20 protein-coding genes are annotated in these 17,979 nt (G+C 59.9%); 9 read left to right on the top strand and 11 right to left on the bottom strand.

Going from position 1 to position 17,979, the window contains the following annotated elements; translation table 11 throughout:
- The first annotated feature begins 38 nt into the window (after positions 1–38).
- Complete coding sequence (rsmH, locus tag SynA1544_RS13465; protein ID WP_186514139.1) at positions 39–923, top strand: 16S rRNA (cytosine(1402)-N(4))-methyltransferase RsmH; 885 nt, start codon at positions 39–41, stop codon at positions 921–923.
- On the opposite strand, the gene SynA1544_RS13460 is transcribed toward rsmH, so the two are convergent.
- Positions 920–2,092: a cysteine desulfurase family protein gene (locus SynA1544_RS13460; RefSeq protein WP_186514138.1), complete on the bottom strand. Its 1,173-nt coding sequence runs from the start codon at positions 2,090–2,092 to the stop codon at positions 920–922. The two genes, rsmH and SynA1544_RS13460, sit on opposite strands and share 4 nt — an antisense overlap.
- A 26-nt stretch (positions 2,093–2,118) precedes the next feature.
- On the opposite strand from SynA1544_RS13460, the gene SynA1544_RS13455 reads away from it, so the two are divergent.
- The 4 genes from SynA1544_RS13455 (at position 2,119) to SynA1544_RS13440 (ending at position 7,650) form a co-directional block, all read left to right on the top strand.
- A complete protein-coding gene (locus SynA1544_RS13455) occupies positions 2,119–2,631 on the top strand; it encodes a hypothetical protein (protein WP_186514137.1) in 513 nt (170 codons plus the stop codon).
- Between the two features lie 39 nt (positions 2,632–2,670).
- Positions 2,671–3,408, top strand: a complete 738-nt coding sequence (locus SynA1544_RS13450) for a response regulator transcription factor (RefSeq protein WP_115081200.1) — start codon at positions 2,671–2,673, stop codon at positions 3,406–3,408.
- The gene (locus SynA1544_RS13445) at positions 3,405–4,325 is read left to right on the top strand and encodes an RNA pseudouridine synthase (protein WP_186514136.1); all 921 of its coding nucleotides are present in this window, start codon (positions 3,405–3,407) and stop codon (positions 4,323–4,325) included. Before SynA1544_RS13450 ends, SynA1544_RS13445 begins: the two co-directional genes overlap by 4 nt.
- Positions 4,326–4,533: 208 nt before the next feature.
- Positions 4,534–7,650: a glycosyl hydrolase family 18 protein gene (locus SynA1544_RS13440; RefSeq protein WP_186514135.1), complete on the top strand. Its 3,117-nt coding sequence runs from the start codon at positions 4,534–4,536 to the stop codon at positions 7,648–7,650.
- A 76-nt stretch (positions 7,651–7,726) separates the two neighbouring features.
- Here SynA1544_RS13440 and bchM read toward each other — a convergent pair whose 3' ends face one another.
- The gene (gene bchM, locus SynA1544_RS13435; protein ID WP_186514134.1) at positions 7,727–8,440 is read right to left on the bottom strand and encodes a magnesium protoporphyrin IX methyltransferase; all 714 of its coding nucleotides are present in this window, start codon (positions 8,438–8,440) and stop codon (positions 7,727–7,729) included.
- A gap of 27 nt (positions 8,441–8,467) precedes the next feature.
- Positions 8,468–9,655 carry an N-acetylglucosamine-6-phosphate deacetylase gene (locus SynA1544_RS13430; protein WP_255477645.1) on the bottom strand — a complete coding sequence of 396 codons (1,188 nt, stop codon included), beginning with the start codon at positions 9,653–9,655 and terminating at the stop codon, positions 8,468–8,470.
- An 11-nt stretch (positions 9,656–9,666) separates the two neighbouring features.
- On the opposite strand from SynA1544_RS13430, the gene purE reads away from it, so the two are divergent.
- From purE to SynA1544_RS13415, 3 genes are read left to right on the top strand one after another with little or no spacing between them, the layout of a single operon-like run.
- On the top strand, positions 9,667–10,221 hold the full coding sequence (gene purE / locus SynA1544_RS13425) for a 5-(carboxyamino)imidazole ribonucleotide mutase (RefSeq protein ID WP_186514133.1): 555 nt from the start codon (positions 9,667–9,669) through the stop codon (positions 10,219–10,221).
- Positions 10,218–10,847: an oxidoreductase gene (locus SynA1544_RS13420; RefSeq protein WP_186514132.1), complete on the top strand. Its 630-nt coding sequence runs from the start codon at positions 10,218–10,220 to the stop codon at positions 10,845–10,847. Before purE ends, SynA1544_RS13420 begins: the two co-directional genes overlap by 4 nt.
- A gap of 21 nt (positions 10,848–10,868) precedes the next feature.
- A complete protein-coding gene (locus SynA1544_RS13415; RefSeq protein ID WP_186514131.1) occupies positions 10,869–11,915 on the top strand; it encodes an AI-2E family transporter in 1,047 nt (348 codons plus the stop codon).
- A 44-nt stretch (positions 11,916–11,959) separates the two neighbouring features.
- Here SynA1544_RS13415 and SynA1544_RS13410 read toward each other — a convergent pair whose 3' ends face one another.
- The 6 genes from SynA1544_RS13410 to SynA1544_RS13385 all read right to left on the bottom strand — a co-directional run bounded on the left by SynA1544_RS13410 (position 11,960) and on the right by SynA1544_RS13385 (position 15,268).
- Positions 11,960–12,148, bottom strand: coding sequence for a hypothetical protein (locus SynA1544_RS13410; protein ID WP_186514130.1), 189 nt, complete (start codon positions 12,146–12,148; stop codon positions 11,960–11,962).
- A complete protein-coding gene (locus SynA1544_RS13405) occupies positions 12,141–12,437 on the bottom strand; it encodes a sulfotransferase domain-containing protein (protein ID WP_186514129.1) in 297 nt (98 codons plus the stop codon). Before SynA1544_RS13405 ends, SynA1544_RS13410 begins: the two co-directional genes overlap by 8 nt.
- Positions 12,427–12,771 carry a hypothetical protein gene (locus SynA1544_RS13400; protein WP_186514128.1) on the bottom strand — a complete coding sequence of 115 codons (345 nt, stop codon included), beginning with the start codon at positions 12,769–12,771 and terminating at the stop codon, positions 12,427–12,429. Before SynA1544_RS13400 ends, SynA1544_RS13405 begins: the two co-directional genes overlap by 11 nt.
- A 75-nt stretch (positions 12,772–12,846) precedes the next feature.
- On the bottom strand, positions 12,847–13,584 hold the full coding sequence (locus SynA1544_RS13395; protein ID WP_186514127.1) for a sulfotransferase family 2 domain-containing protein: 738 nt from the start codon (positions 13,582–13,584) through the stop codon (positions 12,847–12,849).
- 690 nt (positions 13,585–14,274) lie between these two features.
- The gene (gene cysC, locus SynA1544_RS13390; RefSeq protein WP_186514126.1) at positions 14,275–14,910 is read right to left on the bottom strand and encodes an adenylyl-sulfate kinase; all 636 of its coding nucleotides are present in this window, start codon (positions 14,908–14,910) and stop codon (positions 14,275–14,277) included.
- Between the two features lie 31 nt (positions 14,911–14,941).
- Positions 14,942–15,268: a translation initiation factor gene (locus SynA1544_RS13385; protein WP_186514125.1), complete on the bottom strand. Its 327-nt coding sequence runs from the start codon at positions 15,266–15,268 to the stop codon at positions 14,942–14,944.
- Positions 15,269–15,368: 100 nt separating this feature from the next.
- Between SynA1544_RS13385 and trpB the strand changes: the two genes are divergently transcribed.
- On the top strand, positions 15,369–16,625 hold the full coding sequence (trpB, locus tag SynA1544_RS13380) for a tryptophan synthase subunit beta (RefSeq protein WP_186514124.1): 1,257 nt from the start codon (positions 15,369–15,371) through the stop codon (positions 16,623–16,625).
- Positions 16,626–16,635: 10 nt separating this feature from the next.
- Here the strand turns inward: trpB and SynA1544_RS13375 are convergent, their stop codons facing one another.
- Positions 16,636–17,610, bottom strand: a complete 975-nt coding sequence (locus SynA1544_RS13375) for a heat-inducible transcriptional repressor HrcA (RefSeq protein WP_186514123.1) — start codon at positions 17,608–17,610, stop codon at positions 16,636–16,638.
- Positions 17,610–17,966, bottom strand: coding sequence for a rhodanese-like domain-containing protein (locus SynA1544_RS13370; protein WP_186514122.1), 357 nt, complete (start codon positions 17,964–17,966; stop codon positions 17,610–17,612). The genes SynA1544_RS13375 and SynA1544_RS13370 overlap by 1 nt, the downstream gene beginning before the upstream one ends.
- Positions 17,967–17,979: the final 13 nt, after the last annotated feature.

Below are 17,979 nucleotides of genomic sequence, written 5' to 3'. Positions count from 1 at the left end.
TCGATGAGTAGATCTTAAGGAGTCTTCGCCTGTGGCTTGTGCCCCCCTTCAGCCATGTGCCCGTGCTGGCCGATGCGGTGCTGGATGCGGCCCGGCAGATCCCGCGTCCGGATGGACTGTTGATCGATGCCACCCTCGGTGGCGGCGGTCATAGCGCCCTGCTGTTGGAACAGCATCCCGGCCTGCGCTTGATCGGCCTGGACCAGGACGCCACGGCCCGGACAGCGGCGGCGGAGCGTCTGGCCCCCTTCGGCGATCGCGTCTCGATCGTGGCCACCAACTTTGCCGACTATGCGCCGCCCGAGCCCGCCGTGATGGTGCTGGCTGATCTGGGGGTGAGCAGCCCCCAGTTGGATGTGGCGGCGCGGGGCTTCAGTTTTCGCCTCGATGGTCCCTTGGACATGCGCATGAACGCCAGTGGTGAGGGGGAGACCGCGGCTGAGCTGATCGATCGCCTCGAGGAGAGCGAGCTGGCGGATCTGATCTATGGGTATGGAGAGGAGCGGCTCTCCCGTCGCATCGCCCGGCGGATCAAAGCCGACATCAAGGAGAGAGGCGCCTATGACGGCACGGCCGCCTTGGCCTATGCCGTGGCGGGCTGCTATCCCCCCAAAGCGCGTCGCGGGCGGATTCATCCCGCCACCCGCACCTTCCAGGCCCTGCGGATTGCCGTGAACGATGAGCTGGGGGTGTTGGATCGCCTGCTGCAAGAGGCTCCCGACTGGCTGGAGCCCGAGGGCCTGTTGGGCATCATCAGTTTTCATTCCCTGGAAGACCGCCGCGTCAAGACTGCGTTCCTGCGGGATGAGCGCTTACAACGGATCACCCGCAAGCCGGTGGTGGCCACCGAGCAGGAGGAGGAGGCCAACCCCCGCAGCCGCAGTGCCAAGTGGCGCGTGGCCCAGCGTCTGGCCGCTGCTTAGCTGCCGCTCATGAACCCGGCGGCAGCTGCGGCGTCGGTGATCGCAGTGATGGCCTGCTCCACCTCGGCTGCTGTGGTCTCGCGCCCCAGGCTCAGCCGCAGGGAGGCTTCGGCTTCAGCCCGCGAGCGACCGATCGCTTGCAGCACGTGGGACGGGGCACCGTTGCTGCAGGCGGAGCCACTGCTGCAGGCCAGCTGGGGGCGCAGGGCCCGGTGCAGGCGGCTGCCGTTCACCCCGGGCAGACTGATGTTGAGGTTGTGGGGCAAGCGCGGCTGCAGGGCCCCATTGAGCAGCACGTCCGGGAGGCGCTGCTGCAGGCCCTCCCACAGCTGATCGCGCAGCTGCTGCAGTCGGCTGTTGCGCTGCTCCTGCTCTTGCAGTGCGAGGCGGGCGGCAGCGGCAAAGCCCACGATCAAGGCGGTGGGCAGGGTGCCGGCCCGCAGCCCCGCTTCCTGACCGCCCCCCCACTGCAGCGGTTCGATGGCGATGCCCTCCCGCAGCACCAGGGCGCCGATGCCCTTGGGTCCGTAGAGCTTGTGGGCACTGAGGCTGAGCAGATCAACACCCAGGGAATCAGGGTTGAGCGGCAGCGTCCCGAAGGCCTGGGCCCCATCGCTGTGCAGGGTGATGCCATGGCGGCGGCAAACCGCTCCCAGTTGCTCGAGCGGCTGGAGCACGCCGATTTCGTTGTTGGCTGCCATCACGCTCACCAGCCGCGTTTCGGGGGTGATTGCTTCCTCCAACTGCTCGGGGCTGATCAGTCCGTCGGGGTCTGGGGTCAGCAGGGTGACGCTGAAGCCTTCCCGTTGCAGTTGCTGGAGCGGATCGAGCACGGCGTGGTGTTCGGTGGCCACGCTGATCAGATGCGCCTTGCCCAGTGCGCGGGCATGGCCCAGCAGGGCCAGGTTGTTGGCTTCGGTGGCGCCACTGGTGAACACCAGCCGTTCCGGCTTCACCCCCACCGCCTCCGCCAGCTGGCGCCGCGCCACTTTCACGGCGGCAGAGGCGCTGAGGCCAATCCGATGCTGGCGGCTGGAGGGATTGCCCCAGTCCGTACTCCAGAAGGGCGCCATCGCCTCCACCACCTCGGCCGCACAGGGGGTGGTGGCCTGGAAATCAAAGGCGAGAGCCGAGCCGCTCAGGACGCTGCAGGCAGATGTTGCGATCATGGTGCTGCATTGCGAACAGCACAGGCATGGGTCTGCGATTGCCGATGGCTCTGCTGGGCCTGGGCGGGCTGATCTGGACGCAGCCCGTCTGCGGCTTCGATCGTGAGCAGGTGCTGGAGCGGATGCGGCGGTCGCGGCCAGCCGATCTCAAGGTGCTGATCGAACGCCCGGCCCCCGTCGGCACCCTGTCGATCGGGATCTACGCAGTGAAACCAGCCTCGTCCAATCCCGATACCCGCAGTTATCAGCTGTGGGAGGAGTCGGCATCAGATCTGAACGTCTACGTCGAGAGCGTTAATTGCTCCACCGAGACGCCCTTGCGGGTGAAACGCACGCCGTCGATGGTCTACGTGCGCACCCTCAATCCCGGCGGTCCGATCACGGACGTGAACCGCGAAGATCACCTGGTGTGGTGGGCGGCCTGTGTGCCGGAGGTGGCGGGAACCGACCCTGCCACGTTGCGTCAGAAGGCCCTGGATCTGGGCTTTTCCACCCTGATTCCCGAACAGCAGGAGCAGTTACCCGCACTGGCCCGTTGAGGCCGCTCTCCATACATTGCGGCCAGAGCGATTCCAGCCATGAGCGACGCGCCCACCCCCACCGCTGAATCTGAAGAGGCCGCGGCGCCCGCCCCGCGCCTGTTGCTGGTGGACGACGAGCCTGGTCTGCGCACGGCGGTGCAGGCCTACCTGGAAGACGAAGGCTTTGAGGTGACCACCGCGGTGGACGGGGAGGAAGGCTTCGCCAAGGCCCAGCAGATGCTGCCGGATGTGGTGATCAGCGACGTGATGATGCCGCGGCTGGATGGTTATGGCCTGCTGCAGAAGCTGCGCGCCGATGAACGGCTCGGCGGCACCCCGGTGATCTTCCTCACCGCCAAGGGCATGACGGCGGACCGCACCCAGGGCTATCTGGCCGGGGTGGATGACTACATCCCCAAGCCGTTCGATCCCGATGAGCTGGTGGCACGGGTGCGCAACGTGGCCCAGCGCCAGCAACGGCTGCTGCAGGAGGCGGCGCGTTTTGCGGATACCGATATGGGCCAGATGGCCAAGCAGATCACCGAGATCCGTTCGCTGCTGGCCCAGGCCGAAGCGTTGCCCTCCACCGAGCCGGTGGTGCACAGCTTCACGCCTCGGGAGGCGAGTGTGCTGCAGCTGGTGGCGGAAGGATTGATGAACAAGGAGATTGCCCGGCAGCTGGAGACGTCGATCCGCAACGTGGAGAAGTACGTGAGCCGGTTGTTCAACAAGACGGGCACCTCCAGCCGCACGGAATTGGTGCGCTATGCCCTGGAGCACCGTCTGGTGACTTGAGGGCTGGCTGGCGCGAGGCTGCGCTCAACCACGGCTGGACCTACCGCGACAAGGTGCCGCCAGCGGATGCCGGCACCTTGGTGAGTGATTGGCTGGCGGATCGCTACCGCCACTCCAATGGGGTGGTGTGGCAGCAGCGGATCGCTGCCGGTGAGCTGGATTGGAACGGAGTGCTTCTCACTGGCGATCGAGTGCTGCAGGGCGGCGAGACTCTTGGTTGGCGGCGTCCGCCCTGGCTGGAGGAGGCGATCCCTGACCAGTGGGAGACGATCCACGACGACGGTGACCTGTTGGTGATCAACAAGCCTTCCGGTTTGCCGGTGATGCCCGGTGGTGGCTTCCTGCGCCACACACTCACGGCCTTGCTCGAACCCACCGGTGCGCGGCCGGTGCACCGCCTGGGGCGGTTCACCTCCGGCCTACAGGTGTGTGCCCGCACGCCGCACACCCGCGCCCTTTGGTCGAAGCAGTTCCGGCCTAACGGCGGTTGCCGCAAGGTGTATCAGGCCTGGAGCCGCCGGGTGCCGGGGTTGGAGTTGGGGCAGTGTTTGACGCTGAGCCGTGATGTGGTGGAACGGCCCCACCCGCTCCTGGGCTGGATCTGGGGGCCGGAACCGCTCGATGATGCGCCGATTCGCAAACGGCTCTCAGCCCACTCGGAGCTGGAGCTGTTGGAACGCACGGCAGAGGGCGATCGCTTGCAGGTGACGATCACCACCGGCCGGCCGCATCAGATCCGCATTCATCTGGCGCAGCTGGGCAGTCCGTTGCTGGGGGATCCGTTGTATTTGCCTCATCGCGAGATTTCAGCCATCGCAACCCCCGGGGATGGGGGCTATCGATTGCATGCCTGGAGGCTGGTGGCAGATGGATTGGCCCTGGAGTCTTCTCTTCCCCCCGATTGGGGGATTCCCTGAGCTGTGGCAATCCCTCGCTGCAGGGATGTTGAATTGCAAATGATATGCAACTGGATTCATATTTGGTCGTATTTGCATCAATCTCTTGGGTCTTTTTCAGTGGCTTTTAAGGGACAGTGTGTCTTGGGTTTTTAGGTTTTAAAGCGAGTTGAATATTGCTGTTTTGGCGCTTCAAGCATCTGTGTCCGGCAGCCTCTATTGGGGAGGAATGTCAGGTCAGTTGACCCTCACCAACTTCGGCGAAAGCTCTCTCAGCGATTGGTCCTATACCTTTCGCACCACGCAAAAAGATGTGCAGGTGTGGTCGTCCACCTTTGACGTTGTTGATCTGGGGGATGGCACCTATGAGGTGACCGTTCGCCCTCCGAGTTGGGGTGCGTCCATTCCCGCTGGTGGTTCCTTAAGCCTGAGTTTCAACGCTGTCAGCGTGGATCTCCCCAACAGCGGAACATTGACGGACGAGATGTTTTTTGTTGATTCAGCTGTTGATGATTCGAGCTCTGAACAGGAGCCTTCTGACGAGCCGGAGCTGGAGTCTGACCTCGAGCCTGTTTCGGATCCTCAACCCGAACCTGAGCTTGAGACCCAGCCTGAGGCTCAAGCACCGACGACCGATGCGCCAGCACGCGTCTTCGAAGTGGATGTCTATTCAGGGGAGGTCACCGACTTCCGTCCTGGCATCGATCGTCTGGAATTTGGAGGACAGTCGGTTCACAATTTGATTCTCGGCAAAACGGAAGAGGGCTACGTCACGTTTCTGAGCCCCTGGAACGACGCCCAGAAGTTGACCCTCGTGGGGGTGACCTACGACCAGTTGGCCCTTGAGGACTACGGCGTCGTTGGTAACGAACACCTGCGTCAGGACCTGGGTGGCGTTGTGTCGTGGGAGTTGGGCGTTGGCGAGAGGGATCCCAACACCACCTACATCCGTTCGCACGAGTACGGCAAGGTCGAAACCATCACCGACTTTGATCCGGCCACCGACAAGATCAGCTTTCTCTATTACGGCACCCGCGAGCGTCTTTCGGTGATGCAGGACGGTGCCGATTTGGTCATTTCGACCGAGCCCACCGGGCAGACCTTCATCTTCCAGAACACCAACCTGGATGCCATCCCTGGGGCCAGCCTGGAGTTTCACTTCGACCAGATTGTCGAAGACAACCTCGAGATCCCCTTTGGTCGCTCGGTCGAGTCGTTGACGCTCAGGGACCGAACCGACCTGCTGACTCCCGCAGCTCCTGACGGTGAGCTGACGGATGGTTTCCAGACTCAGTCCGGTGATGCGGCGGTGAATGAGCAGCCACCCCACGACAGCCATTCCATGGGCGACGACGGATCGATGCAGATGGATCCAGAGATGGACATGGAGTCCGATATGCCTAGCGATCCGGAGGCGACGGATGAGGTTGAACCCGGTGCTTCGGGCTTGGTGGTGTCGGCCACCATCACGGATGGCTGGTCGGGTACCTTCGCTGGAAATGTCACGGTGTCGAACACCACTGGCGCGTCAGTCGGCACGAACTGGACGGTGAGTTTTGTTTCCGAGGCGCCGTTGAAGAGCGTCAGCAATTTCGAGTTCACCAACACGCTCCTTGACGATGGCCGTTACGCCATCACCCTTGCTCCCAAGTCCTGGTCGGCTCCCCTGGCAGCGGGCTCGTCCCAGAGCTCTTATTACCAGGGCTCCGGAGACCACACTGATCCGAATCAGGTGTTTGATCTCGCCGCCACAAGCGTTGAGGTGTCACAGCCGGAGTCCGAGGCTGAGGCTGAGTCGTCTGTGGTTGATCAGCCTGACGCTTCTCCGCAACCGGACGCCACTGACGCTGTGGGTACTCCAGATGCGGAGGCCACGGTGGCTGAAGACACCACGACCACGGAAGACAGCACGGTTGCTGAAGGCAGCCCAGTCACGGAGGGTGGCACCGTCACCATCGACTACGAACGTCCGAATGGCACCACAGACAAGCGGGTGGTGACCTATTTCGAGGAGTGGGGCATCTATAGCCGTGACGTGAATCTGTCGGACGTCGACGGCCAGTCGATGACCCATATGAATTACAGCTTCTTTGATGTGAAGGCGGATGGATCGATCACTCTGTTCGACGAATTCGCGGCCCTGCAGAAGCGTTTCACCGAGGCCGATCAAGTCAGCCGCACCTTCAGCTCCGTTGACTACGCCGCCATGGCATCGGAGCTGCTCGACATCTACGAAAACTCAGGGCGCTACGCCGTCAGCCAGAACGGTGACACCATCACGGTGACATCGGTTCCCGTGGGTTGGAACGGTGTTGGCACGAACGATGCCGGCAACTTTGAGCAGTTGCGTCGCTTCAAGGAACTCAATCCGGAAGTGAATCTCGGCTTTGCCCTCGGTGGCTGGACGCTGTCCGATGAGTTCAGCACTGCTTACGCCACACAGGAGGGTCGCGACAAGTTCGTCAGCGAGACCGTGCGCATTTTCGAGACCTACGACTTCTTCAACGTGGTCGATTTCGACTGGGAATACCCGGGAGGCGGTGGTGAAGCGGGCAATGCAGTCTCCGCCAGCGATGGGGCCAACTTTGAGTTGGTGCTGCGGGATCTGCGCACCGCCCTCGATGATCTTTCCGCCCGCACCGGGCGTGACTTTGAGGTGTCGATCGCCACGGCTGGTGGCGAAGAGAAACTGGCCAAGCTCAATCTCGAAGGCATCGACCCTTACGTCGACTTTTACAACGTCATGACCTACGACTTCCACGGCGGTTGGGAGAACGTCACGGGCCATCAGGCGGCCATGACCGGTGATGCCAACAACTACGACGTCACGGGCGCGGTCGACGTGTTCGAGAACGCGGGGATTAAGCTGAGCAAGGTTGTGATGGGGGCCCCGGCTTACACCCGTGCCTGGGGGAACGTCTCCGACGGCGGAACCTTCGGCTACCAGCAGCCCGGCTCCGGCCGTGATGCCATCGGTTCGTTTGAGGCGGGCGTCTACGACTACAAAGATGTCCTCAACGACGTCGTCACGGGAACCCGCAACCTCTACTGGGACGACGACAACAAGGCGGCGTTCCTCTACGACGGAGATGAATCGAGTTCGATGGAAACCACCGCCACCATTGCCGGTAAGGCGGCCTACGTGGAGGAGATGGGGTTGGGCGGAATGATGTTCTGGGCCCTCAGCAACGATGCGGAAGGCGAAGCCAGCCTGGTGGAAGCCGCCGAAGATCTGTTTCGCCAGGGGGCGAGTTACGCCGAGGTGATCGGTCGAGCTCCTGAGTTCGACTCCATCATTGGCGGCAACGTCGATTTCAGCCTGTCGGATTTCACCAGCCTGGTTTGATCCGAATCTCCCTCATCTGAGGGAGGTAATGGGTGTTGAACCCTCCCTCATCTGGGGGAGGGATGCTCCGATGTGGTCAAGCTTTGCGGAATTCGATCAAACGCGAGAAGTAGAAGGGGGCTTTGTTCAGGCTGCGCCGCACCAGCTTGAAGCCGCAGGCTTCCGCTGCTTTCACGATGCCGTCTTCCTTAAGGGTGTAGGCCCGGGTGGTTTTGCTGGGGCCGGGAAACAGCTGGCCGATGCCCTTCAGCAGCGCCAGCAGAGGCGTGTAGGGAGCAAAGCTCACGATCAGCCGCTCTTCGGTAAGGCTGCAGAGGTGTTTCACCATCTCCTCCGCCGGTTGCTGGGGGTAATGGATGAACACATCCAGGCAACACACCGTGTGGAACGAGCCGCTCAGGCTTTCCAGATCGCTGGCGAAGAAGTTCAGCTTGGCCATGTCGAGGCCGGCCTCGCGGGCCCGGCGATCGGCTTCCTGGGCCATGGCCTCGGAAATGTCGCTGGCGCTGATGGAACCGGCCCCCATCGCCGCCAGCGGCAGGCTCAGGCTGCCCACCCCGCAGCCCGCGTCGCAGAAGCTCGCCTGGCTGAGTTCACCGCTCTCCTTGATCCAGGCCAGCACTTCATCCACGGTCTTCTGGTGACCGATGCGGATGTTGCGCTGCACCTTGTTCACGTCATCGCTGTCGCTGTAGATGCGGTTCCAGCGGTCGAAACCCGTGGTTTCGAAGTAGCCCTTCACCTCCTTCTTCTCGGCCTGTTTCTGCTCCAGCAGCTGATCGGGGGCCATGGCGGAAGGGTTTGCGTCGGCGGGATCCTAAGCAGCGCAGGCCCAGTGCAGATCACCCTCTTCTTCGCGCCAGCGCAGCAGCTGCGTCAGTGGCCGTCCGATCAGGGCGTCCATGCATCCCGTTGCATCGCCGATCACCCGCCTCGGCGCCACCGTGGCGCTCCAGATCGCAGCACTGGGGGCGTTACTCCAGCGGGCGAGTCGTTTGACCCCCTCCAGCTGCGGCAGGGTCACCCCCGCCAGGGTGCCGTCCTCGAGGCGGCAGGTGCCGTTCTCCACCAGCAGCACCCGCTCATCCCAGCGGTGTTCGCCGTCGGCCAGGCCGTAGGGGGCCAGCGCATCGCTCACCAGCACCGTCTGTTCCGGAGCCAGCCGTTGCAGCAGCACCGCCATCGTGGGGTGCACGTGCACGCCATCGGCGATCAGCCCCAGGGCAATTCCTCCGCGCCGGCAGGCCTCACCGAGAGGGCCCGGCGCCCGGTGGTGCAACCCCGGCATGGCATTGAAGGCATGGGTGAGCATGGCCACCCCCTGATCGAACCCGGTGCTGGCCTGTTCGGCATTGGCGGCGCTGTGGCCCAGGGCCACGTTGATGCCCAGCTCCCGCAGTCGCCCGATCACTGCAGCGGCTCCCTCCAGTTCGGGGGCCAGGGTCACCAGGGCAATCTCGGTTTCGAATCCACCGATTCGTTTCTCGAGAGCCTCCAGGCTGGGGCTGGCCAGGTGTTCACGGGGATGGGCACCGCGGCGGGCTTCGGCCAGAAAGGGGCCCTCCAGATGGGCCCCCAGCAGGCGGCAACGGCCGGGTTGATGCAGGTCCCGCGCCTGCCGCAGCACGGCCAGGGCCTGGCGCAGCGGCGCGATGCCGCAGGTCACCAGGGTCGGGGCGATGGCTTCGACCCCATCGCGCCACAACAGCTCGAGGAGCTCTTCCAACCGCGGTAGATCCGCCGCGCTCAGCTCCGGGAAGGCCAGCCCCAAGCCGCCGTTGATCTGTAAATCAACACCCCGGGGGCTGAGCCAGTCGCCGTTCCAGTCCGCATCGGTTTGTTGCGCCTCTTGTTGCGCTTCGGTGCCCATCGCCTCGATGCGGCAGATCAGCCCCTGGTCGTCCAGGCCAAGGGCATAGAGCTGGTCTCCGTCCCCAGACAGAGGACCCGGCAGTCGAACGTTGGTGATCCGGTGCATCAACGCAACACTGGCTTCGGCAGCCATGGGGGGAGACGATGGCAGTCTTGCCCCTCTGCGTTGTGCCGCCAGTGCTTCCCCGTGTTGCCGTTGTGATGGGCAGTGACTCTGACCTGCCCACCATGGAACCCGCCGCCGCCATCCTGCGCGAGTTGGGGGTGGAGGTGGAGGTTCGGGTGCTCTCGGCCCACCGCACTCCCTTGGAGATGGTGAACTTCGCTCAAGCGGCCCGGGACCAGGGGTTTGGGGTGATCGTCGCCGGTGCCGGTGGGGCGGCCCATCTCCCCGGCATGGTGGCGGCCCTCACCACGCTGCCCGTGATCGGCGTCCCGGTGAAAAGCCGGGCGCTGTCCGGGGTCGATTCCCTCCACTCGATCGTGCAGATGCCGGGGGGGATTCCGGTGGCCACGGTCGCCATCGGTGGAGGCCTCAATGCCGGCTTGCTGGCGGCGCAGATCCTTTCTGTGGCCGATGCTGGCCTGGCCCAGAAACTTGAGGACTACCGCAGCAGCCTCCACGATGCTGTCGTCGCCAAGGATGCGCGCCTGGTTGATCTGGGCAGCACGGATTACCTCTCCCAGATGACTTCATGACTGTTCCCGTTCGTTCCACCCTGCGTTCCACGCTGCTTTGGTCGGTGGTGCCTGCGGCCATCGTTTATGTGGTCGCCCTGGTCTGGAGCGCCTCGGAGGGCATCAGCGCCAAGATGGTGCTGAAGGACTTGGCCCAGTCCTGCAAGGCCCCTCTAGGAGAAGGGTTTCTCTCAAGCGTGGGCTATCTGCTTTGGATGGCGTCGGCGGCTATTGCCTTGTTTGCGGCGTCCACCCGGCAGATCCAGGGCTCCGTTGTGAACCGTCAATTCGCCTTCTGTGGGGGCGGTTTCTCGCTCTGGCTCTGCCTCGACGACATGTTCCTGGTGCATGATCGCTACCTCGGCGAGGCGTTCCTCTACATCACCTACGCCTTTTTCACCGGGCTGCTGTTGTTCCGCTTCCGTGGCCCACTGCGTCGCTTCGGTGGCGACACCTTTTTGGTCTCCGTTGTCCTGTTGGGCCTGTCGGTTCTGACCGATGCCCTGCAGGGGCTCTGGCCGAATTCCTACGAGACGGTGCAGATCTTTGAAGAGGGTTTCAAGTTCCTCGGGATTGCCGCCTGGCTCAGTTTTTGGTGCCATTACGTCAGTTCCGCTTCCAAGCCGGCTTCCCTTGAGCAGCACTGATCGATTCGCGTCATCGAAACGATGACGCCCTGGCCAGCCTGGTTGAGACTCGGTCTTCTGCTGCCGGTGCTGGGCTTAAACGCCTTTGTGCTGAAGCGTTTGCTGGTGCAGTTCGCCCCATTCCCCGGGCTGTTCCTCACCGCGGCCTTGATCGCCTTTTTGTTGGACCTGCCCTGCCGCTGGCTCGCGCAACGGGGTCTGCCTCGCCCTTGGGCGATCGTGAGTGTGGTGCTGGTGACCCTTGGGCTGCTGGTCTGGGCGGCTGTGGCCCTGGTGCCGCTTTTGATTGAACAGCTCAGTCAATTGATCAGTGCTTCGCCGTCCCTGCTCACGGCGGCAGAACAGTGGATCGATCGGGGTCAGCTTTGGGCTGTGGACCATGGCTTGCCCGCGGATTTTGCTGATCTCAGCAGCGATCTGGTGTCCCAGTTCAGCCGTCTGGCGACGCAGTTGAGTCAGCGGCTGTTGGTACTGCTGGGGGCCACGCTGGGCACCACGATCAATGTGGTGATCGTGGTGGTGCTCGCGGTGTTTCTGCTGCTTGGGGCCGATTCGATCGTCGACGGTCTGGCTCGTTGGCTGCCCGACCGCTGGCGGGGTCTGGTGCAAACGACCCTTGAGCGCACCTTCCGCGGCTATTTCGCCGGCCAGGTGCTGCTGGCGCTGATCCTCAGTGCTGGCCAGCTTCTGGTCTTCACCGCCCTGAACATTCCCTACGGCGTCTTGTTCGCCGTGCTGATCGGCTTCACCACCCTGGTGCCCTACGCCAGTGCGGTGTCGATTGTCTCGGTGAGTGCGGTGCTGGCGGTTCAGGACCCCCGCACAGGCTTTGAGCTGCTTGCCGCGGCGATCGTGGTCGGTCAGATCGTGGATCAGGTGATCCAACCGCGGCTGATGGGCAGCATCGTGGGGTTGCAACCGGCCTGGCTGCTGATTTCCTTGCCCATTGGGGCCCGGGTGGGCGCCCTCTATGGCGTGGGGGATCTGCTGGGTCTGCTGTTGGCGGTGCCGGTGGCCAGTTGCATCAAAACCCTGGCGGATCATGCAAAGAGTGAGATTAGTAGATAATAGATTCGAATATTGCTTCTAGAATCTGATAAAACACTTTAGAATCAAGAACAGCTTGATGTGAAATCATTGCCAAAAAAGTTGCGTAAAAAGTTAGCTTCTTCGCTTAATTCTTCTTTTGTAAACGATATTGCGGAGTCTGGAATTTCAACGGTTTTATTTGTTTGATGATAAGCATTAGTGAATATTTCATCGTAGTCTGATGAGGGGATATCTATATGTTCTTCAACCATTCGCAGAAATTGGAGAGGATTTGATAGGACCGAATGGCAGGTACTTGATTTTTTCGCCCTCCTTTAAATGTTGATTTATATTGGTAACATTTTTACTGTAGCGCCCTCTGTCAAGCTGATTTTTCATCCACCGAGCAATAATTACCTCTTGTGATTCATTGCTTTTAAGTCCATGTTCAATCCACATTCTTAAAGAGCTTAATGCTCTACTAACTGGCTCTCTGACGATATACAAATATTTGGTATTGGGGAGAAGCTCACTCATTTGGGCAATCATCTCAACTTTCATTGCTCCATATCTTGGCGTTATCTCCCAAGTTTTTCTTAGACGATGGTGCGTTGCCAAAGAGATCTGTATATTGTTCAAACGTGATAATTTTGGATTTTAAAATGGATTCTTGCAGAGATGGGTTGATATCTAATGAGCTATTTTCGAGCTTTCTTAGCACAACTTTTCGAGGTGTTGCTGCCAATTGGTTGAGCTCAGTGCTCATTTCAGCTCTGTCAAAAAAATGAAACTCTTTGTGTCCGGGATTCCATAAGCCGGGATGCCTTTGGAGGCATTGCGAAAGCCATCCAGTCCCAGCTTTCTGCGCTCCAAGGCAAATAAAATCGGGACCCATGTTAGATTATGCTTTTGTTCAACTTTATCATGGCTTATTGAATATATGTATTGACCGAGAATTGGAGGAGCCAGCTCAGAGATCAATAAGTTGTTTGATTTTTACAAAATGCTCATATAATGCGTAATCTTTTGCGTAATGTTTTCTCAAGTTGCTAATTGCAAGTGGGCTTAACTTGATTTCACTTTTTATTGTACTCGATTGATGTGTTAAAGACTTGTCATTTGATAGCTTAATGTTTTCGTGAAAATCAATTCGTCTGATTAATTCCTCGAAATCATTGGTCAATGTTTTTTGTTCTAAAATATACAGCAAGTCTCTCCGACGGGAGTCAAAATAATTTTGATCGATTATCCACTTTGATAGCGAATTCTTGATATGCATTATGCCTTTCATCGCTTGTTTTGCCCTCTGTTTAGATTTTAGGTCTGTTGAGCTGAGGGCTTCACCTAAGTCGTTTGGAGATTCAAAGTATTGAAATGCTTTTTTTTCTTTGACATTCCACGGCATATTATAGCGGGGCCTTCCCTCTCTTTGTCTACTGTAAAATCCGCTTACATATCTAGATAGAGGGTCTCGTATGCAAAAGAAGAAACTATCAGATTCAGGTACCTGTGTCAAAGATGTGTTGTGGCCATGAAGTATGATAAATTCGAATTTATTATTAATATTTTTGATATCGTATGGAATGTTATCCTTGATTTTGTTTTCATTTTTGTAGATCTCTTGGTTTTTGATATTTCTCTTTAATGCTTCTTTAATTGCGCTCCCTCCAGTTTTGCCGATGTGTAGAAAATGTAATGTTTTTGGCATTTGTTTAATGGTTGATCGAGTGAGTTCTAGGCGATACTGGTGACATTAATGATTTGCTGATGCTGCGAATTATTATAACAGTCTAGGGTTTCATTGTATTTTTCGACGCTTTTGACGAAATCTTTGCTGGCTTTCCGAAACTCAGCTGTTGCTATTTCTATGTATTCTAAAATGTATTCCTTAGGACTAGCTTTAGAGGTATTTTTTCGAGGTAATTTTGAGTTTAATCCTAGTGTGTCGCCAAAGAAGTTTTCAAGTCTTGTCAAATGTTCGATTGGTACTACGTAGTCAACGTAATAAATGCCACTTTCTTGCGCGTAAAAATTTAGCGCAGAGTGTTGCATTTCTCTGCGCAAAAACTTCTGAAATCGGTATTTCTCAAGTATCTATCAGGCCTTCGAGTTTTGAGTCTTGGGCGGTTTCTATAGGTATACTAACTAATTATTTTCTCTATGGGATGTCTAGCAGTGCATATTTTTTTAAAATTGTCGACATTGCATTCTTTTTTCAAGAGCGACTCTAATTATGTGAAGTTTTTAAGCTTAATATGTTTGCCAAGTTTTGTTGAGGTGATCCTGATTTCGCAATGTTTTGCAAGGTGATTTTTGATGCTTGTTGTCGCACATTTGGGGTTAGAAAAAAGATGAATTGGTGTTTAAGAGATACAAGCATTGTTGATTTTGATTCCTGTCAGATGACGCTGTTTTCTTGTAGGGCTTTGATGACGAGCTCTACAGATTGCCCCAGCTCTTGCTTGCCTGTATCGATTTTTAATTCTGGATTCTCCGGTGCTTCGTAGGGACTGGAGATGCCTGTGAATTCCTTGATCTGGCCTGCCCGTGCCTTGGCGTAAAGGCCTTTGGGGTCGCGGGATTCGCAAACCTCGAGATCGGCGGCGCAGAACACCTCGAGGAAGTCTCCGTCGCTCACAAGCTCCCTGGCTTTGTCCCGGTCAGCACGGAAAGGGGAGACAAATGCGGTTAGAACGATCACCCCGGCATCGAGAAACAATTTGGCAACTTCGCCAATGCGGCGGATATTTTCTTCTCGGTCGGCATCGGAGAAGCCCAGGTCTTTGCAGAGGCCATGGCGAATGTTGTCGCCATCCAGCACGTAGGTGGCCAGTCCTCTTTCAAACAGGGCTGCATTGACGGCATTGGCCAGGGTGCTCTTGCCGGAGCCAGAGAGTCCGGTGAACCAAAGAATGGCGCTGCGATGTCCGCGTTGCTTTGAACGCTCGTCGCGGCCCACTGAGGCCTCATGCCAGGCGATGTTGGTGGACGCACCCTTGTTGGTGAGTTCTCCGTAGGTCTGGCTGGCGGTCATGGCTTCAGCATGAATTGACGGCCATTATCCCCTACCTTCCAGCCCGTTTCGGCCGGTATCCCTCCTTGCTGAGCAACTCGAGCGCCAGATCCACCTGATCCCCTTGCAGTTCGATCACGCCGTCCTTGGCGGTACCGCCACTGCCGATCCGTGTCTTGAGCTTCTTCAGCAGCGCCTTGAAACCCGCAGCATCCAGCTCCAGGCCCCGGATCACCGTGACGGTTTTGCCGCCTTTGCCGCCGCGGGTGGGCTGCACCCGCACCATTTGCTGCGCCTTCGCCGTGGGCTCCGCCGCAGGCCCGCTCGGTCGCTGCAAGCTTTCGGCACTGCTGAATTCCTGCCAGCCTCCCTTCGGCATCCACCCGTCGCAACCGCATTGCATTGTCGATGACCGCCCATTCAGGCGCCCCATGGCGTGACCGCCTGCTTACGCTGAGCCGACGCTCCGCCGTGGATCCGTGACCAGCACCCTGCCCAACGCCAGTACTCCGGATCCCTTCAGCCTGCAGCCAGCGGTGCGCCCCGGAGCCCATGGTCGCTTTGGACGTTTTGGCGGCCAGTATGTGCCCGAGACCCTGATGCCGGCCTTGGCGGAACTGGAGCAAGCAGCAGCCCAGGCCTGGAACGATCCCGCCTTCACCGCCGAGCTCAACCGTCTGCTGAAGAACTACGTCGGCCGGGCGACACCGTTGTATGAGGCTGAGCGTCTCACCGCCCACTACCGCCGTGCCGACGGTGGTCCCCGCATCTGGCTGAAGCGGGAAGACCTGAATCACACCGGTGCCCACAAGATCAACAACGCCCTAGGGCAGGCCCTGCTGGCCCTGCGCATGGGCAAGAAGCGGATCATTGCTGAGACCGGTGCGGGACAGCACGGCGTCGCCACGGCCACGGTCTGTGCCCGCTTTGGTCTGGAGTGCGTGATCTACATGGGCGCTGAAGACATGCGCCGTCAGGCCCTCAATGTGTTCCGTATGCGCCTGCTGGGCGCCACGGTGCAACCGGTGACGGCCGGCACCGCCACCCTCAAGGACGCCACCAGTGAAGCGATCCGCGACTGGGTGACCAACGTCGAGACCACCCACTACATCCTTGGATCCGTCGCTGGTCCGCACCCCTATCCGATGTTGGTGAGGGATTTCCATGCCGTGATCGGTGAGGAGTCCAAGCAGCAGTGTCAGGACGCCTTCGGCCGGCTGCCTGACGTGCTGATGGCCTGCGTTGGCGGTGGCTCCAATGCCATGGGCCTGTTCCACCCCTTCGTTCAGGACACCTCCGTGCGGCTGATCGGGGTTGAGGCGGCTGGCGATGGTGTGGCCAGCGGTCGCCACGCCGCAACGATCACCGAGGGGCGTGCCGGTGTGCTGCACGGCGCCATGAGCCTGCTGCTGCAGGACGGCGATGGCCAGGTGATGGAGGCCCACTCCATCAGTGCAGGTCTCGATTACCCCGGAGTGGGGCCGGAGCACAGCTACCTGCGGGAGATCGGGCGTGCTGAGTACGCCGCAGTCACCGACCAACAGGCCCTCGATGCCCTGCGCCTGGTGAGTGAACTTGAGGGCATCATTCCGGCCCTGGAAACCGCCCACGCCTTCGCCTGGCTTGAGCAGCTTTGCCCCACCTTGGCCGATGGCATGGAAGTGGTGATCAACTGCTCCGGCCGCGGCGACAAGGACGTCAACACCGTGGCGGAGAAGCTGGGGGATCAGCTCTGATGCTTGGGCTTCAGGCCAGCAGCAATTCCAGGTGGCGGGCCACCCGCTGCACGGCGGCCCGTGCCGTGGCATAGGCCATCCGCATCGGGCCCACCAGGGCCACGTGGCCCATCCCCTCGTTGCAGCGGTAGGGGGCCTGAACCACGGCGCAGGCCTCCAGGGCTGGCTGCGGATGTTCGTCGCCGATCCACACCCGTGCGGATTCACCGCGGCTGATCAAGGTGGCGGGTTGGTCATCAATCAGCTCCAGCAGCGGCCGAAGGCTGGAGGTGGTTTCAAATTCCGGTTCGCTCACCAGCCTTGAGAGGCCATGCAACACCACCTGTGTGGAGTTGGCGGGGGTTGGTTGGTCCAGGGCGTTGCGCAGCACAGCGCCGCTGCGTTGGAGCTGCCTGGGCAGTGCCTCCCAGTTCAGGTCCCCCTGCTCGAGCTGGGCTGACGCCCAGCGTTCCATTGCGGTGAGTTCGGCTTCAGCCCCGTGGGGCAGACGCAGGTTGAGGTGGCTGGCACGGCCATTGGCTTCCACCAGCATCACCAGCAGTCGATCACCACTGGGCACCAGGCGGATTGTCTCCAGTTGGCGGTTCTCCTGCTGCGGTTGGGTGATCAGGCTCATCAGGCCGGTGAAATCCGTCAGCCGCCGGGCCAGATGCATCAGCAGGTCGTCCAAACCGGCCCAACGGAGGCTGAGGCCGGTGAGCTCCCGTTCCAGGTGTTGAACGGCGATGCCGGGTTCCGGCAGCAGCGCATTCACGTAATGCCGGTATCCCATCGGACTGGGAACGCGTCCAGCGGACGTGTGCGGTTGATGCAACAGGCCGCGGCGCTCAAGCGCCCCCATGGCGGAGCGAACGGTGGCGGAGCTGGCGGGAATGCCGAAGCGTTGCACCAGGGTGCGGCTGCCCACCGGTTCCATCGTGTCGACGTAGTGGTGCACTGTCGCCTGAAGCACCTGTTCTTGCCGAAGGGACAGGGGCTTGCTCATCAGTAGCGGGGAACGCTGGGATCCACCTGAAGGCTCCAGGCATCAATGCCTCCCTCAAGGTTCCACACCTCAAGGCCCCAGGGTTGGTCCAGCAGCCACAGCCCGAAGTGGTAGCTGCGCACGCCGGCATGGCAGACCACCACGACGGGTTGATCGGGGTTGAGGTCGGCCTGCAGTGTTCCAAGCCATGCATTGGATTGGCTCAGGGGGCGGTGCAGCACCGCCCCTGGGAAGGTAGCGATCGCAAGCTCAGCCTCCTCGCGCACATCCACCAGTTGCGGTGAAGGTCGCTCGCTTTGCAGCCATTGCTGCAGTTCAGAGGCTTGGATTGGTTGTGGTTGTTGGGATTGGCCCATGGCGCCATTCTGC

The organism is Synechococcus sp. A15-44 (genome assembly GCF_014280115.1).
In the GTDB taxonomy this organism is placed as follows: domain Bacteria; phylum Cyanobacteriota; class Cyanobacteriia; order PCC-6307; family Cyanobiaceae; genus Parasynechococcus.
The sequence above is the reverse complement of the archived record's forward strand: the minus strand, read 5'-3'. Positions and strand labels throughout refer to the sequence as shown.

Bases quoted from the DNA above. Each gene is read 5' to 3' on its own strand.
- SynA1544_RS13415 (WP_186514131.1), top strand. From the start codon at position 10,869: ATGACGCCCTGGCCAGCCTGGTTGAGACTCGGTCTTCTGCTGCCGGTG.
- SynA1544_RS13395 (WP_186514127.1), bottom strand. From the start codon at position 13,584: ATGCCAAAAACATTACATTTTCTACACATCGGCAAAACTGGAGGGAGC.
- SynA1544_RS13430 (WP_255477645.1), bottom strand. From the start codon at position 9,655: ATGGCTGCCGAAGCCAGTGTTGCGTTGATGCACCGGATCACCAACGTT.
- SynA1544_RS13440 (WP_186514135.1), top strand. From the start codon at position 4,534: ATGTCAGGTCAGTTGACCCTCACCAACTTCGGCGAAAGCTCTCTCAGC.
- purE (WP_186514133.1), top strand. From the start codon at position 9,667: ATGGCAGTCTTGCCCCTCTGCGTTGTGCCGCCAGTGCTTCCCCGTGTT.
- SynA1544_RS13420 (WP_186514132.1), top strand. From the start codon at position 10,218: ATGACTGTTCCCGTTCGTTCCACCCTGCGTTCCACGCTGCTTTGGTCG.
- SynA1544_RS13375 (WP_186514123.1), bottom strand. From the start codon at position 17,610: ATGAGCAAGCCCCTGTCCCTTCGGCAAGAACAGGTGCTTCAGGCGACA.
- SynA1544_RS13370 (WP_186514122.1), bottom strand. From the start codon at position 17,966: ATGGGCCAATCCCAACAACCACAACCAATCCAAGCCTCTGAACTGCAG.
- SynA1544_RS13410 (WP_186514130.1), bottom strand. From the start codon at position 12,148: ATGGTTGAAGAACATATAGATATCCCCTCATCAGACTACGATGAAATA.
- SynA1544_RS13400 (WP_186514128.1), bottom strand. From the start codon at position 12,771: ATGGGTCCCGATTTTATTTGCCTTGGAGCGCAGAAAGCTGGGACTGGA.
- bchM (WP_186514134.1), bottom strand. From the start codon at position 8,440: ATGGCCCCCGATCAGCTGCTGGAGCAGAAACAGGCCGAGAAGAAGGAG.
- cysC (WP_186514126.1), bottom strand. From the start codon at position 14,910: ATGACCGCCAGCCAGACCTACGGAGAACTCACCAACAAGGGTGCGTCC.
- SynA1544_RS13405 (WP_186514129.1), bottom strand. From the start codon at position 12,437: ATGAAAGTTGAGATGATTGCCCAAATGAGTGAGCTTCTCCCCAATACC.
- SynA1544_RS13460 (WP_186514138.1), bottom strand. From the start codon at position 2,092: ATGATCGCAACATCTGCCTGCAGCGTCCTGAGCGGCTCGGCTCTCGCC.
- SynA1544_RS13385 (WP_186514125.1), bottom strand. From the start codon at position 15,268: ATGCCGAAGGGAGGCTGGCAGGAATTCAGCAGTGCCGAAAGCTTGCAG.
- SynA1544_RS13450 (WP_115081200.1), top strand. From the start codon at position 2,671: ATGAGCGACGCGCCCACCCCCACCGCTGAATCTGAAGAGGCCGCGGCG.
- SynA1544_RS13455 (WP_186514137.1), top strand. From the start codon at position 2,119: ATGGGTCTGCGATTGCCGATGGCTCTGCTGGGCCTGGGCGGGCTGATC.